Here is a 14,965-nt window from a genome sequence, read left to right as displayed (position 1 = left end):
TGGAACTTTTTCTATACTTCTCATACATCGAGAAAAAATCTTGTAACATGTCGTTTCAAAACTCCATCGTAAAGCTTATGGTTTTGTTAGGAGGAAAGATCATGAACCAAAAAAAGATTGGTGATTTCTTAAGGAAATTAAGACATGAAAAAGAACTAACACAGATACAATTGGCTGAAATTCTATTTGTATCCAATAAGTCTGTATCAAGATGGGAAAAAGGAAAGAGTTTACCGGATATTGATATTCTTATGAAGTTAGCTCATTTTTATGATGTGAGTCTTGAGGAATTGTTGGATGGTCAAAGAAATGAAATGGCAAATAATACGGAAAGTACAGCTTTAAAAGTTGCTGAATTTGAAAATGAAGAAAAGAAGAAAATGAAAAGAATTACTCAGATACTTGTTCTCTTTAGCATGGTGCTGATGCTCATTAGTTATATTTTATCTAACTATCTGAATCAAAATGATATTATTGATTTCATCTATGGATTCTGCAATGGGGTAACTTTTGCCACATTAGCTTTAATTTTGATTGTTACAGGACGATGGGGATTAAAAATAAGAGGGTTTAAAGAGCGTATTACCAGTAGAGATTAAGTTCAGAGAATACAATATAAAACGTGTAAAGAAAGAGCAAATAGCTCATCTTACACGTTTTATTTCTTCAGTATCCGATTAAAGGAACACACCTAAGTCACTAATAATTATTTTAATCTGTAATAGCAAATGTTTTTTCCAGCGCCCTCTCGTTTTAATTCTCCGGCAGCGACTAATTTCCGTAAAGCTCCTTCAATAGAGCTGATACTGAGAGAAGGGCAAAGTTCACGGATGTCCTGTTTGGTAAAACGACCGATTTTTTTCATTGTAGCCCGATGCACAGTTTCCAGGGCAGATAGTTTGGTTTCTACCAAGTCAAAGCGATCTTCAAAGTCTTTATAAGCAGAAAGAATGATTCCCAGCAAATACTTGATAAAAGGAACAATATCTTCAGTACCTTCATGCCACCCGGTCTGTACCTGACCTAGGACATTGTAATAGAGATCCTTATTTTTTGCGATTTTAGCCTCTAACGAGATATATTTACCTACATAAAAACCACAGCGATAGAGCAAAAGCGTGGTCAGAAGACGGCTCATTCTGCCATTTCCATCATTGAAAGGGTGAATACAGAGAAAGTCGTGGATGAACACAGGAATGATAATCAGTGGTTCCATTTCCATATTTCCAATGACACGATTATACTCCTTGCAAATGCTGTCTAGTGCTTCTGGCGTTTCATAAGGGGACAAAGGCGTGAACAAGGTTTCCACATGACCATCAGGATAGGTAGCGCTGATATAGTTCTGCACGTTTTTGGTTCTGCCTGCCATGGGATTGTTCATGTGGTTGTATAGAATCTTGTGGAGCTGTAGGATGTAATTTTGTGTGACAGGGATGGCATCAAAGTTCTCATGGATGAGGTTCAGTACATCTCGATAACCTGCAATTTCCTGCTCGTCTCGATTTCTTGGTGTTGTCTTCTCTTCTACTAATTGTCGGATACGGGTGTTTGTAGTTCTGATACCCTCAATGGCATTAGATGCTTCAGTGCTCTGTATTTTTGCAATCTCCACTAGCTTCTCCAATTCATCTGGTCTCTGCTTTAAATATAGCTCCTGTTTTCCGGCTTCTTTGTAGATTGCCGCAATCAGACCCAGAATATCTGAGTCCCACTTTTGTTCTTGAATTTTGGAATAATTAAATATACGCATTCCCTTATAATCTCCTTGATTCCCTTAAATATTAGCATAAAATAAGGGGAAATCAAACTTTTGGGGGAAAGTCCCCTTATTTTCAATAAAATTTAAGGGATTTATGCAATTATAAGGGCAAATTACCACCTTCTTATTATAAGTTTTCATGAACAGGTGATAAAACTACCACTCTTCTTAGTTTGTCCAGTTTCTTTAGGCAGGTGCTTTCTGTGCATAATCTCTATTTTTCAAGCCGTTAGGCTGACAGAAGCAAATAAAAACGCTGCAAACCAATAAATAATGGTTGGCAGCGATAATTTCTGGCGTCCTCGAATGGATTCGAACCATCAATCTACCGCTTAGGAGGCGATTGCATTATCCGTTATGCTACGAGGACAGAATATAAATTGCTTACTGATTATACCATGATATTTCATAATAAACAAAAAACAAGTCTATAAGATCAGTTAGCCATATGAAAGGATGATTCATTCTTTAATGGAATTTCCTTTTCTGATACAGAATCAATTTGAAAACGGGGTACTTGATACAAATGATTGATCAGGTACTCTATTTTTTCTTTTGTGCCTTGCACTTCACAAAGTACACTTCCATCCATTTCATTTCGAACCCATCCTGTCAATTTTAATTGAGTGGCAATCTGATAAACTTCATAGCGAAACCCCACACCTTGTACGATGCCTTCAAAGCGAATCCTATAACGCAGAATAGAGCCATCTGAAAAAGAAGGAAGCTTTTTTCTTTGTGGGGAGTTGAATTGTTTTTGTAGTTTTTTGAAAAAGTTCATGGTTATACCTCTATTTTAATCGTAATCAATTTCATCAAAAAAAGCCAGTTGTTGTTATTTTACATTCTGTAAGTTATAAACATTTATTTTTCAATTTATAGCTTGATCATTAAGAAAACATAAAGAAAAGTTTTTCATAAAGCCGATATTTAAAGAATGATATTCATATGTCTATGAATAATGAACAACTTCTTTATAAAATCTTAATTTTACGCAGTCTTTCCTTGATTCATTCAGACAAGACGACTACAATGGATATACTGTTTGATTCGCAAGGAGATAGATATGAAAATTGCAATTGTGGGTGACGGAAAAGTTGGTTTTGCACTGGCTTGTCAGTTGAATCAGGAAGGACACGATGTCACAATCATCGAAAATAAACAGAAAGTATTGGAAGATACAATCAATCGATTAGATATTATCGGTGTCTTGGGCAATGGTGCCAGTGTGGATGTTTTGGTGGAAGCCGGTGTAAAAGAGTGCGAATTGTTGATTGCCGTAACAAGCCAGGATGAAATCAATATCATCTGTTGTATGCTGGCAAAGAAGCTGGGAACGAAAAATACGATTGCACGAATTCGAAATCCGGAGTATGTCGCAGGTTTGAATATGATGAAAGAAGATCTGGGCTTGTCGATGCAGATCAATCCGGAAATGGCAGCTGCCTTGGAGATTGTTCGCTCGTTGCGCTTTTCCAGTACGATCAAGGCAACCTCTTTTGCCAAAGGACGAGTGGAGCTAACGGAGATCAAAATTCGTGAAGGAAGTGCTTTGATCGGAAAGAATCTGATGGAAATAAGTTCTCGATACAAATCCAATGTTTTGTTTTGCGTCGTACAAAGAGGTTCACAGATCATCATACCGGATGGGCAAACGATCATTCAGGAAAATGATAAAGTTTCATTGACTGGTTCTATGCGTGAGCTGGAACAATTCTTTAAAGAAATCAAGTTGTTAAAAGATAAAAAGGTTGAAGAAGTCATGATCGTCGGTGGGGGACGAATCAGTTTTTATTTGATACGTCTTTTGCTTCATCTGGGTATTGAAGTCAAAGTGGTGGAAATGAACAAAGATGTCTGTCTGCAGCTGGTCGAAAAATTTCCATCTATCACCGTTATTCACGGCGATGGAACCGATCATGAACTTTTACGATCCGAAAATTTAGAAGACATGGATGGGTTTATTGCACTAACGGATAACGATGAAGAAAATGTCATTATTTCTATGTTTGCTTCCAGCTTAGGTGTACAAAACGTATTGCCAAAAGTCAATCGTGTATCTTTGGGCTTTTTATTAGAGAAGCTTGGTTTGGAAAATGCAATCACACCTAAAAATATTACTGCTAACCAAATTTGCCAGTATGTTCGCGCTATGCAGAATAGTGTAGGCTCCAATATCGAATCGTTGATCAAAATCGTAGATGATCAAGTGGAAGTGTTGGAATTTAGGGTGCGAAAGAACTGTAAGTTTATCGGAGTTCCTTTAAAAGATCTGACCTTAAAAAAAGAAATGCTGGTGGCTTACATCACACGAAAAGGAAAACCGCAAATTGCACAAGGTGATTCATATGTGGAAATTGGTGATACATTGATTTTAATCAGTAAAATTGCCGGATTGAGGGATATCAACGATGTATTGGCTTAAACGAAAAATGAAGAAAGTCAATTGGCGCTTGATTGCTAATATGAATGGATATGTATTGATCTGTCTTGGCCTGTTGATGGTATTGCCACTGATTTGTTCGTTGTTGTATAAAGAAAAAGTCGTTTATGACTTTTTGATTACTATTGCGATTTGTCTTTTGGTTGGATTTGCTCTATCTCGAATTCGTCTGGATCGTAAAGATTATTTCGCAAGAGATGGTATGATTGCCGTGGGTCTTTGTTGGATCACCGCCAGTTTATTTGGTTGTCTTCCTTATTTTATATCACAGGAGATTCCCAGCTTTGTAGATTGTTTCTTTGAAGCGGTTTCCGGTTTTACCACAACCGGATCGTCTATCGTACCTTCTGTTGAGGAATTATCAAAAGGAATTCTGTTCTGGCGCAGTTTTACACATTGGATCGGCGGTATGGGAATCTTGGTATTTATCTTAGCGTTTTTCCCAAAATCAAATGATCGATCCATGCATATTATGCGCGCCGAAGCGCCCGGTCCTGTGATTGGCAAACTGGTGCCACGCATCCAACAAAGCGCTATGATCTTATATGTGATGTATATGGGACTAACTTTGTTGTGTATTGTTTTTTTATTGGCAGGAGGTATGCCTTTATTTGATACACTTTGTTATACATTTGGAACTGCCGGTACCGGAGGTTTCAGTATTTCTTCTTTAAGCGTCGGCGCCTACAACAATGTTTATTTTGAAGTCGTCATTACGGTTTTTATGTTGTTGTTTGGTGTAAACTTTAACTTGTATTATTTTCTCTTTTTAAAGAATTTCAAACAGATTTTTAAAAATGAAGAATTACGTATGTACTTATTTGTGGTGTTCAGCTGTATCATCTTGATTACCTTGAATATATCACATATGTATGGAGGCATCCTGGAAGGCTTACGCTATGCTTCTTTTCAAGTGGCTACGATCATTTCGACAACCGGTTATGCGACGACCGATTTCAACCTCTGGCCTATGTTCTCAAAGGGAATTTTGTTACTTCTGATGGTATTGGGGGCCTGTGCCGGATCGACAGCCGGTGGTATTAAAGTCTCTCGTTTTGTGATTATTTTAAAAAAGATTCGTTTGGATATTCAAAGACTGGTACATCCGCAAAAGGTGGAAGCTATCACCATGGATGGAAAAGTCGTCGATGATAGTGTAGTATCGCAGATCATGGCTTACTTTGGATGCTTTATGTTGATTTTGTTCGCATGTATTTTTTTAGTTTCTTTAGATAACTTGGATTTTGAGACAACAGTGAGTTCGGTCTTTACCTGTATCGGTAATGTCGGTCCAGCCTTTGGATTGGCGGGGCCGATGGGAAACTTTGCGATGTATTCGGATTTTTCTAAATTGGTACTCAGCTTCGCAATGCTGGTGGGACGATTGGAGATTTATCCCGTTCTGATTTTTCTGTTTCCGTTATTTAAATTACCGGATATGTGTCGCCGAAAAAAATTCAATAAAATGGACTAAAAGACGGGGAGACCCGCCTTTTTTGGTATAATGATAAAGCTATAAGATCCTTGAGGGGATAAGGATCAAAAGGGGGATATAGAATGGCTGTCTATGTATGCAGTGATATTCACGGCTTACGTGAAAAATATGATGCTTTATTGGAAAATATCGATTTAGATCAAAATAGCTTGATGATCTTAGGGGATGTGATTGATCGAGGGCCGGATGGATATTTTATATTGAAAGATGTTCTCCAAAGAGAGAATGTGCATCTTTTGATGGGAAATCATGAGTATATGATGTTAGAGCTTTTAGAGAAATATCATGGAAGGATCCCTAACGATATCCATGTTTTAAATTGGATCTTAAATGGTGGGGCGCCTACTATGGCGGCTTATAATAAAGCCGATGCGCAGGAACAAAGCTTTATCCTGAAGTCGCTGCAAAAGCTTCCTTTTGCCTATACAGATTTCAAGGTCAATGATCGAACCTTTTATTTATGTCATACAGCACCCGGAAAGGCAAAACGGAAAAATATATTGTATCGAGAGGATGTGATGGATCCTTTACATTTTGTATGGGATCGCATGGATCCTAACGGTCCTTTTTTTCGTAACAAAACAATCATTGCCGGTCATACCATTGTGTTAAACTATCATCCAGACCTGCAAGTGTATTCAGATACAGGGGATTTAAAAACAGCACATTATATCGATATAGATTGTGGCTGTGCTATGCAGGATGAAAGAAGCAAGTTAGCTTGTTTATGCTTAGATACGATGGAAGTTTGTTATTATTAATTTATGCCATACATAATGACGAAATATATGCTAGTGTGAAACCAGAGGTGATAAGCATGCTTTTAAATATTGATAAAAAGGAAACAGGAAAACAGATTCGACGCATCATGGACGAAAAAGGATATACCTGCAAGGATATTCAAAATTATTTATCTTTAAGCTGTGTACAAACTGTGTATCGATGGTTGGATGGAACCAATTTGCCAACCTTGGATAATTTGTATGCTTTATCGAAATTGATGGGAAAGCCTTTGGATGCTTTTGTGGTTGGTGTGTATGCACCGGATTATCCATCGATTCATATCAAAGAGAAACAGATTCAATTTTATTACGCATAAGAAAAACCAAGGGTCGCCTTGGTTTTTTAGTGTAAATCTTTGATTTTGATATAACCGACACTGCTGCGATACGATGCGCTGACATCGATTTTCTGATCGGATACTGGTGCTTCACTGGCAATGGTGTACCAGTCATCCTCTTGTTTTTCAATGACAAAGCTGGCAATTTCCTTTGCCGGGATGGTGTACAAGATGGAACTTTCTTTTGTATCGGTATATACAGGAATATCGTTTTGGGCTAGTTCTGTATGAATGGTAATGCTTTTTTGATCTTTTTGATTGCTTCTTGTATCTAATTGATAATAAAAATGAGCTGCTTTTTCACCCCAGTATGGATCACTGGCATATTGCACATTGATGCCGCTTGCCTTATTGCCAAACCATGAGCCATGATAACGACTGTCATCAGGATTGGCATATCCATTCTGAATGAATCCATAGGCATGTTGATAGATACAGTCTTCCAAGGATTTGTAGGTTGTGGCACTGTCCGGATTTTCATCATAAGCCGCATGACCAAATAAATTATAGTTGGTCAAAGCATATTCACTTTGACCATAACCACTTTCATTTAAAGCCACCGAAAACATCATGGAAGCATTGACTCCGGTCTGATTTTGTACATCGATAAAAGTCGATCCCAGATTGTAAAGAACACTTTCATTATCGGCACAAGGATAGGTGTCGGCTGTTTGTGTGATACCCATTTCTTTTAAATATGCATTATAGTTGGCGTTTGTCAGTTGTGTAGTCGAACGATGTGGTACATATTGATAGAAATTAAAATAAGCATTTTCATTTACAGCATTTTCATGGTCCTGGACCAGAATATCTTCCCGCATGACGGAAAGATCGGTATAGAAGTAGTTTCCATCATACGAATAATACGTAGTGTCTTCTTTCATAAAGTCCGGAGCGGGTCCAATCGACAAGGAATTCACGACACCTTGCAGCAGATCTGTCGATATCGTATGGATCAAAGAATCTTCCTGTACCGTATAATGGGATAAATAAAGTGTATCATTCAATAAGTAAAGCTGTATGTCTTCTACCGACACCCATCCCTTAACACCGCTAATCTGCATTAAAACTTGCGTTCCGTCCATAGAGGTATCTAAATACAAGGCATCGGCACCATAGCTGCCATTGGTATAACCTTGTTCATCGGTTCCATCTATAGTGTATAAAGTATTTTCATTAGCGCTTTTCGTATTTAAATTGACGATTCCTTTTGATAACGCAACGACTTTTCCATCCTCTCTTTGGATATAGGCATCTTGCGTATCCAGACTGTTCATTTTAAGCTGGGCAAGCCAAAAATGTTTGTACACACCTTCTTCTAAGGTTCCATTTTCATTGACAGAAATAACGGTAAAAACACCATTTTCGGTGAATTTTAATGTCAGAAATCCTAAGATTGCCATAAGTACAAATCCCATAAGAAACAATCGCAGTTTATGTACTTTTCTTTTTCTTCGTCTTTTATATGCATAGGTTCTTCTTTTTCGTGCCATAGTAACAGTGTATTATAAGCATATAAAACTGTCATTTCATGGGGTTCTATGTTACACTGAATGGGTTGAAAGGATGTTGGAAATATGGCAAAAATGGAAGAAAGATTAGATTCGATTGTTGAGCGATATAATGAAATCAATGAAGAAATGATGAAACCGGATGTCGTATCCGATCGAAAGACTATGGCTAAACTGGGCCGTGAACAAAACGAACTGACACCCATTGTAGAAACGTATCAGGAATATAAGCAGGCAGAGAGCGAATATGCAGATGCCAAAGAACTGTCTAAGGAAGAAGATAAAGAGTTAAGAGAATTGGGACAGGCCGAGATTGAAAGACTGGAACCTTTGATGCAGGAATATTTGGATAAATTAGAACTGTTGTTGGTACCAAAAGATCCTAATGATTCACATAACTGTATCCTTGAAATACGAGGAGCTGCCGGAGGCGATGAAGGAAATATCTTTGCGGGTGATTTATTCCGTATGTATTCAAAATATTGTGAATCCAAAGGTTGGAAGATCGAAGTTATTGAAGCAGAAGACAGTGAAGCCGGAGGATATTCATTGATTTCTTTTAAGGTTAATGGCGATGGTGCTTACGGAACGCTAAAATTCGAATCCGGATCCCATCGTGTACAACGTGTACCAAAGACAGAAGCACAGGGGCGTATCCATACCTCAACAGCTACAGTATTGTGTATGCCGGAAATCGAAGAGGAAGATTTTGACATTGATATGAATGATCTGGAAATCGAAACGATGCGTGCTTCCGGTGCCGGAGGACAGCACATCAATAAGACAGACAGTGCTGTACGTATCATTCATAAGCCGACAGGAATTATCGTAAAATGTCAGGATGGACGTTCGCAACATGAAAACCGTGCCACAGCCTTGATGACGATCCGTGCCCGTGTCTATGAAGAACATCAAAGAGAACTGGATGAGAAAAACGATGCGGAACGTCGTACCAAGATTGGTACCGGAGATCGTGCCGAAAAAATTCGTACCTATAACTATCCGCAAAATCGTGTGACTGATCATCGCATCGGTTATACTGTCAACCAGTTGGATCGTATCATGGATGGTCGTTTGGATGATTTGATGAATGCTTTACAGTTGGCCGATCAACAGGCTAAGCTGGCAGGAGAAAAGAGCTAATGCGTTATCGCGATTATATCCATGAAGGAAAAGAGCGATTGTATAAAGCCGGGCAGGGCGAACAGGCAGCACAACTTTTTATGGTAGAGCTATGCCGACAAAAGGGTATCAACCTCTATATGGACATGGATGAAGAAATCGACGATGAAATTCGTGTTGATTATCTGGAAGGCATCCATGACATGGAAAAAGGGAAACCATTAAGCTATGTACTAGGCTATGAATCCTTTTATGGTTACGATTTTATCGTAAATGAAGATGTTTTGATTCCTCGTCCGGAAACAGAAGAATTGGTTGGTTTAGTGCTGAGTTTATATGATGAACATTTTGGAAACAGAGAACATGTCAATGTGTTTGATGTGGCCACAGGTTCCGGAGCGATAGGAATCACATTAAATCTGGAAGAACCTAAACTTGATGTGATTGCCAGTGATATTTCAGAAAAGGCGGTGCAGGTTGCCTTAAAGAACAATGAAAAACTAGGTGCGCATGTGAATTTTATTATTGGGAATATGTTAGATCCTTTTATTGAAAGAAATCTGCATTGTGATATTTGTGTGTGCAATCCACCCTATATTCCTTCGGATGAAAAAATGGAACATAGCGTTGTCGATTATGAACCACATGTAGCCTTGTTTGGAGGTGAAGATGGTTTAAAGTTTTACCGGGATGTTTTTGAGAAGGCCCATTTTGTATTAAAGGAGAAAGCATTTTTAGCCTTCGAAATGGGATATGATCAAAGAGAAGCTTTAAGTGCTTTAGCTAAAGAGTATTTTCCGCAGGCTAAGATTTGTGTTCACAAAGATATGTCCGGAAAAGACAGAATGTTAACGATTGAAATTGGATTCTAAAACATATTTTACTTGTATGTATTGGAGCATGTGTTATAATAAACATGTAAAAAGACAGGTCAACAAGAAGTCCTGGATTTAGATATTTCATAAGAGAACTGCCTAATCTTGTCCAAAATTCGTTCAGGTAGTTCTTTTATTTGTCATTTCCTTCTGATGATTTCCAAGAGAAAAAGAACAACTAGATTCAATATGAAGATGACTAAGGTCAGTATTTCATATGAATTCATAGCGCTCACCTCCTTATAGGCCGTAAAAAATAGGCCATTTATAGTAACGAGGTTTAACGCTTCCCCGGTCTAGCGACCAGGACTACCTGTGTTGATCTGTCTGGATTTATTTTAATATATATCCTATATATTCACTATGAATTTATAATTCGACTTATCGCATGGAATTATTTTCACTAAAATCAGTAAACACATCTAAACTTTTATCTTCTTTTTGTGCAATTTCATCTAATACAAATGTGTCTTTGTCTCGCAAAAAACGCCAATATTCAATAAATTCGCTGGGTTTGGTGGAACCTTCTTTTATCTCTCTTGTTTCCATATCCACTGTATAATCAATCATCTTTCCTTTAATATAAACCCAAAAACTGTCTTTTTCATTTTCTTGAAAGTCGTGGACACTGACGATTTTGTGATCGAGTAATTGAATGTTTTTCAAAACGTTTTCTTCATGTCGAAGATCCATGAAATTTAATTTGATCAGCCATCGATCATATAGTGGAGGACTTAAATATTTCTGAAGCGTAGAAAGATCTTTTTTGCTCCAGGCTTTTTGTACGGAATAGTAAGTTTCCTCTATGCGTTGATCTAGTTGATCTTGATTCCAGGATGGATCCAGATCATCGATCTTATTTAATAAGTTTTGCGATTTTCTTTTTTTCTTATAGAGATTTATCGAAAAGAGAATACCGCCTGCTCCGGCAACCAGGCAAAATACACCGGTTTGAATGACATTAGCTAAAGGGGAATAGGGGCCGGACGATCTTTGTGAAGTCGATGAATGACCGGAAGAACCGCTTCCGCCTCCACCGCTGCTTCCGCCACCGCCACCTCCTGCACGTGCATATACGGGGGTTGGTAAAATGAAACAAAACAATAATAAAAGGATACACAGATTTCTTTTCTTCATAGCACGACACTTTCTATAGGGATACCTAAGCATTGTTATGTATATTGTACGCAATTTTAGAGAAATGAGGTATTACTTTTGAATGATTGTTGAAAAAGTGTATAATGATTCAGTAAAACAAATAGGAAGTGATAGTGTGATTAGTAAAAATATGCCTTGCTGGTGTGGATCCGGCAAAAAGTATAAACATTGCCATCAGGAATGGGATGACAATATCAATGTTTTAAAATTACAGGGGAAAATTGTACCTGGTCATGACTTGATCAAAAATGAGGAAGATATCAAGTGGATCAAAAAAGCAGCTAAGATCAATAATGAAATCTTGGATATGGTTGGTGAAAAGATCCATGCTGGCATGTCCACCGAAGAAATCGATCAAATGGTTTATGATTACACCGTTAGCCATGGAGCGATTCCGGCCTGTTTAGATTATATGGGATTTCCGAAAAGTTGTTGTACATCGGTGAATAACGAAATCTGCCATGGTATTCCGGATAAAAATGTAATTTTAAAAGAAGGCGATATCGTCAATGTAGATTGTACAACGATCGTACATCGTCATTATGCCGATGCCAGCCGTATGTTTTGCATCGGTAAGGTTAGTGATGAGGCTAAACGATTGGTGGATGTGACAAAAGAGTGTTTACAAATCGGTATTGAAGCGGTACGGCCATGGGGCTATTTCGGTGATATCGGTGCTGCCATTCAAGAACATGCTCATAAAAACGGATACAGTGTGGTTACTGATTTCTGCGGTCACGGTGTAGGAAATGCCTTCCATGAGGATCCTTATGTGCATCATGTAGGAATCAAAAATACAGGCATGGTCGTAGCACCGGGCATGGTCTTTACAATCGAACCAATGATCAATCAAGGTGTCAGTACATTATATATCGATAAACAAAACGGATGGACGGCTTACACCAGTGATGGAAAGCTTTCTGCACAATGGGAACATACCATTTATGTCACAGAAAAAGGAGTAGAGATTTTAGCTTATTAGAATCTCTTTTTTTAGTTTATATTGGCAAAACGGTCGTATATAATTATTGTAAAGGATAGGCTTGTTTTCACTTGATATTTATAATTCAGATAAGATTATTTAGGAATTTTATAAAGAGGTGATATTTATGTTGTTTGTGGCAATCTCCTTTTTGTTTTTGAATGAGAATAAGGATTAATAGTGATGTTTTTTGCTCGGTACTGTTTTCAGACGCCGGGCTTTTATAAAGTAGAAAAGTCCACATAGAACTCTTTTGAGAAGATCAAAAATACCTGTTATAATAAAAACTCGACAAGGAGAAAATATGGAACAAACAATTATTGAACAAATCGCAAAGGAACATCACCTGCAGCCGGAACAAATCTATAATACATTGGAATTATTGGAAGAAGGCAGTACCGTTCCTTTTATTGCCCGTTATCGAAAAGAAAGAACAAAAGGACTGGATGAAGAACAAATTCGTGTGATTCAGGAACAGTATGAATATCAAGTGCATCTTTCAAAACGAAAGGAAGAGGTTTTGGAACGTATTGAAACTTTAGGTAAGTTGGATGATACGATCAAAAATAGCGTTCTTTCTTGTACCAAACTGGCAGAAGTCGAGGAATTGTATCGTCCTTATAAACAGAAAAAGAAAACAAGAGCCGGCATTGCCATTGAAAATGGAATGCAGCCATTGGCCGATCTGCTTTTACGCTTTCCTCGTTTTTTTGATGAAATTGTCGCAAGTCAATTTTTAAATGAAAAAGTGGTCGATGTAAAGGATGCCATACAACAGGCAAAAGATATCATTGCGGAAAAGATCAGCGAAGATCAAAAGATACGAAATAAGATTTATGACTCAATGGTGCAATATGGAAGAATTCAAACGAGTGCCAAGAAGAATCATAACGATGAAGCGAAAGTATATCGCATGTATTATGATTATTCAGAAAGAGTATCGACCTTGGCAGCACATCGCATTATGGCTATCGATAGAGCGGAAGATCAAAAGGTCATTTCCGTTTCGATTGTATTTAATGAAGAATATATAGAAAACTGGGTATGGAAAAGAGTGATTCGATATCCTTCATCACCAACTGCCGTTTATGTGCAGGAAGCTGTGTTGGATGGCTTAAAGCGTTTGGTCTATCCTTCGATAGAACGTTTGGTGCGCTCGGAACTGACGCAAAAAGCACAGGAAAGCAGTATGGATGTCTTTTCTATGAACCTGGAAAAACTCTTATTACAGCCACCTATGAAGGATAAGATCATCCTGGGATTTGATCCGGCTTTTCGAACGGGATGTAAATTAGCGGTGATCGATGCATCGGGAAAGAAGTTATATGTCGACGTGATCTATCCTCATCAACCGAATGCTCGCATACCGGAGGCAAAGAAAAAATTGGTGCAGCTATGTAAGGACTATCATGTCGATCTGATTGCGATTGGCAATGGTACAGCCAGTCGTGAGAGTGAAGCCTTTGTGGCAGAAGTAATCAAAGAATATGATCTTTCGGTAGCTTATACGATCGTCTCGGAAGCGGGTGCCAGTGTATATAGTGCCAGTAAGCTGGCCATTGAAGAATTTCCGGATTTAAAAGTCGAACAACGAAGTGCCATATCGATTGCGAGAAGATTGTTGGATCCTTTATCAGAATTGATCAAGATCGATCCACAATCGATTGGTGTTGGTCAATACCAGCACGATCTTCCTAAGAAAAGACTAGGCGAACGCCTTTCCTTTGTCGTGGAAAAGACTGTTAATCTTGTCGGAGTAAATATCAATACCGCTAGTCCGGTATTATTGACAAATGTATCAGGACTCACAACATCCATGGCTAACAGTATTGTTTCTTACCGTCAGGAGCATGGCAAAATCACATCCAGAGAAGAAATTAAAAAAATCCCTAAAATCGGTGCCAAGTCTTTTGAACAGGCTGCCGGCTTTCTTCGCATTGAAGATGGTATCGAACCACTGGATCGAACGGGCATTCATCCAGAGTCTTATGAGATAGCTCGCCAGGTGCTGCAAATTTTAGATTTGCACACAGAGGATATGGGTACAGATAAGGCAAAAAAAGCATTAGAACAAACATCTCTTCAAAAGATACAGGATCAGGTTTTGTGTGATACTTATACTTTAAAAGACATTTTAGATGCGATCAGCACACCTTTACGCGATTATCGCGATCAAAATGATGCACCTTTATTACGCAAAGATATTCTTACCATGGAAGATTTGCATGTGCATGATCAACTGGAAGGAACTGTTAGAAATGTTGTGGATTTTGGTGCTTTTGTCGATATCGGATTACATGAAGATGGACTGATCCATATTTCACAGATGTCAAAAAAGAGAATCCATAATCCTGGTGAGCTTCTTTCTGTAGGAGATGTGATCACAGTTTGGGTCTATAAAATTGATGAAGAAAAACAGAAAGTGCAGCTAACGCTGATTCCTTAATTATATCGTTGAAAAAACCAGAAGATTCGTCTTCTGGTTTTAAAATATAGC

General features: G+C 38.1%; 13 protein-coding genes and 1 tRNA gene. 9 read left to right on the top strand and 5 right to left on the bottom strand.

Going from position 1 to position 14,965, the window contains the following annotated elements:
- Nucleotides 1-101 precede the first annotated feature (101 nt).
- The gene (locus G413_RS0103335; RefSeq protein WP_022789524.1) at nucleotides 102-599 is read left to right on the top strand and encodes a helix-turn-helix domain-containing protein; all 498 of its coding nucleotides are present in this window, start codon (nucleotides 102-104) and stop codon (nucleotides 597-599) included.
- Between the two features lie 107 nt (nucleotides 600-706).
- Here G413_RS0103335 and G413_RS0103330 read toward each other — a convergent pair whose 3' ends face one another.
- The 3 genes from G413_RS0103330 to G413_RS0103320 form a co-directional block, all read right to left on the bottom strand.
- Complete coding sequence (locus G413_RS0103330; RefSeq protein ID WP_022789523.1) at nucleotides 707-1,753, bottom strand: Fic family protein; 1,047 nt, start codon at nucleotides 1,751-1,753, stop codon at nucleotides 707-709.
- Between the two features lie 303 nt (nucleotides 1,754-2,056).
- A tRNA-Arg gene (locus G413_RS0103325) sits at nucleotides 2,057-2,132 on the bottom strand.
- Nucleotides 2,133-2,198: 66 nt separating this feature from the next.
- Nucleotides 2,199-2,543 carry an acylphosphatase gene (locus G413_RS0103320; RefSeq protein ID WP_022789522.1) on the bottom strand — a complete coding sequence of 115 codons (345 nt, stop codon included), beginning with the start codon at nucleotides 2,541-2,543 and terminating at the stop codon, nucleotides 2,199-2,201.
- Nucleotides 2,544-2,828: 285 nt separating this feature from the next.
- Here G413_RS0103320 and trkA point away from each other — a divergent pair, with 285 nt between their 5' ends.
- The 4 genes from trkA to G413_RS0103300 all read left to right on the top strand — a co-directional run bounded on the left by trkA (nucleotide 2,829) and on the right by G413_RS0103300 (nucleotide 6,799).
- Nucleotides 2,829-4,187 carry a Trk system potassium transporter TrkA gene (gene trkA, locus G413_RS0103315; RefSeq protein ID WP_022789521.1) on the top strand — a complete coding sequence of 453 codons (1,359 nt, stop codon included), beginning with the start codon at nucleotides 2,829-2,831 and terminating at the stop codon, nucleotides 4,185-4,187.
- A 7-nt stretch (nucleotides 4,188-4,194) separates the two neighbouring features.
- A complete protein-coding gene (locus tag G413_RS0103310) occupies nucleotides 4,195-5,679 on the top strand; it encodes a TrkH family potassium uptake protein (protein WP_027969024.1) in 1,485 nt (494 codons plus the stop codon).
- Nucleotides 5,680-5,762: 83 nt separating this feature from the next.
- Nucleotides 5,763-6,461 (top strand): metallophosphoesterase, encoded by a 699-nt coding sequence (locus G413_RS0103305; RefSeq protein WP_022789519.1) that lies wholly within the window; start codon nucleotides 5,763-5,765, stop codon nucleotides 6,459-6,461.
- A 56-nt stretch (nucleotides 6,462-6,517) separates the two neighbouring features.
- Nucleotides 6,518-6,799 (top strand): helix-turn-helix domain-containing protein, encoded by a 282-nt coding sequence (locus G413_RS0103300; RefSeq protein WP_022789518.1) that lies wholly within the window; start codon nucleotides 6,518-6,520, stop codon nucleotides 6,797-6,799.
- 26 nt (nucleotides 6,800-6,825) lie between these two features.
- Here the strand turns inward: G413_RS0103300 and G413_RS10840 are convergent, their stop codons facing one another.
- Nucleotides 6,826-8,313, bottom strand: a complete 1,488-nt coding sequence (locus G413_RS10840; RefSeq protein WP_022789517.1) for a glucosaminidase domain-containing protein — start codon at nucleotides 8,311-8,313, stop codon at nucleotides 6,826-6,828.
- An 84-nt stretch (nucleotides 8,314-8,397) separates the two neighbouring features.
- Between G413_RS10840 and prfA the strand changes: the two genes are divergently transcribed.
- On the top strand, nucleotides 8,398-9,474 hold the full coding sequence (gene prfA / locus G413_RS0103290; RefSeq protein ID WP_022789516.1) for a peptide chain release factor 1: 1,077 nt from the start codon (nucleotides 8,398-8,400) through the stop codon (nucleotides 9,472-9,474).
- Nucleotides 9,474-10,325, top strand: coding sequence for a peptide chain release factor N(5)-glutamine methyltransferase (prmC, locus tag G413_RS0103285; RefSeq protein WP_022789515.1), 852 nt, complete (start codon nucleotides 9,474-9,476; stop codon nucleotides 10,323-10,325). The genes prfA and prmC overlap by 1 nt, the downstream gene beginning before the upstream one ends.
- A 384-nt stretch (nucleotides 10,326-10,709) precedes the next feature.
- Here prmC and G413_RS0103280 read toward each other — a convergent pair whose 3' ends face one another.
- On the bottom strand, nucleotides 10,710-11,465 hold the full coding sequence (locus tag G413_RS0103280; RefSeq protein WP_027969023.1) for a Tim44 domain-containing protein: 756 nt from the start codon (nucleotides 11,463-11,465) through the stop codon (nucleotides 10,710-10,712).
- Between the two features lie 151 nt (nucleotides 11,466-11,616).
- Here G413_RS0103280 and map point away from each other — a divergent pair, with 151 nt between their 5' ends.
- A complete protein-coding gene (gene map / locus G413_RS0103275) occupies nucleotides 11,617-12,468 on the top strand; it encodes a type I methionyl aminopeptidase (protein ID WP_037614337.1) in 852 nt (283 codons plus the stop codon).
- Nucleotides 12,469-12,772: 304 nt separating this feature from the next.
- A complete protein-coding gene (locus tag G413_RS0103270) occupies nucleotides 12,773-14,914 on the top strand; it encodes a Tex family protein (protein WP_022789512.1) in 2,142 nt (713 codons plus the stop codon).
- Nucleotides 14,915-14,965 lie beyond the last annotated feature (51 nt).

The sequence above is a fragment of the Faecalicoccus pleomorphus DSM 20574 genome, from assembly GCF_000420345.1.
GTDB classification, from domain to species: domain Bacteria; phylum Bacillota_I; class Bacilli_A; order Erysipelotrichales; family Erysipelotrichaceae; genus Faecalicoccus; species Faecalicoccus pleomorphus.
Note: the sequence above shows the minus strand (reverse complement) of the source record. Positions and strands in the feature narration are given on the sequence as shown.

What these genes read in the sequence shown, in the direction of transcription:
- G413_RS0103335 (WP_022789524.1), top strand. Translation starts at nt 102, where the DNA reads ATGAACCAAAAAAAGATTGGTGATTTCTTAAGGAAATTAAGACATGAA.
- G413_RS0103330 (WP_022789523.1), bottom strand. Translation starts at nt 1,753, where the DNA reads ATGCGTATATTTAATTATTCCAAAATTCAAGAACAAAAGTGGGACTCA.
- G413_RS0103320 (WP_022789522.1), bottom strand. Translation starts at nt 2,543, where the DNA reads ATGAACTTTTTCAAAAAACTACAAAAACAATTCAACTCCCCACAAAGA.
- trkA (WP_022789521.1), top strand. Translation starts at nt 2,829, where the DNA reads ATGAAAATTGCAATTGTGGGTGACGGAAAAGTTGGTTTTGCACTGGCT.
- G413_RS0103310 (WP_027969024.1), top strand. Translation starts at nt 4,195, where the DNA reads ATGAAGAAAGTCAATTGGCGCTTGATTGCTAATATGAATGGATATGTA.
- G413_RS0103305 (WP_022789519.1), top strand. Translation starts at nt 5,763, where the DNA reads ATGGCTGTCTATGTATGCAGTGATATTCACGGCTTACGTGAAAAATAT.
- G413_RS0103300 (WP_022789518.1), top strand. Translation starts at nt 6,518, where the DNA reads ATGCTTTTAAATATTGATAAAAAGGAAACAGGAAAACAGATTCGACGC.
- G413_RS10840 (WP_022789517.1), bottom strand. Translation starts at nt 8,313, where the DNA reads ATGGCACGAAAAAGAAGAACCTATGCATATAAAAGACGAAGAAAAAGA.
- prfA (WP_022789516.1), top strand. Translation starts at nt 8,398, where the DNA reads ATGGCAAAAATGGAAGAAAGATTAGATTCGATTGTTGAGCGATATAAT.
- prmC (WP_022789515.1), top strand. Translation starts at nt 9,474, where the DNA reads ATGCGTTATCGCGATTATATCCATGAAGGAAAAGAGCGATTGTATAAA.
- G413_RS0103280 (WP_027969023.1), bottom strand. Translation starts at nt 11,465, where the DNA reads ATGAAGAAAAGAAATCTGTGTATCCTTTTATTATTGTTTTGTTTCATT.
- map (WP_037614337.1), top strand. Translation starts at nt 11,617, where the DNA reads ATGCCTTGCTGGTGTGGATCCGGCAAAAAGTATAAACATTGCCATCAG.
- G413_RS0103270 (WP_022789512.1), top strand. Translation starts at nt 12,773, where the DNA reads ATGGAACAAACAATTATTGAACAAATCGCAAAGGAACATCACCTGCAG.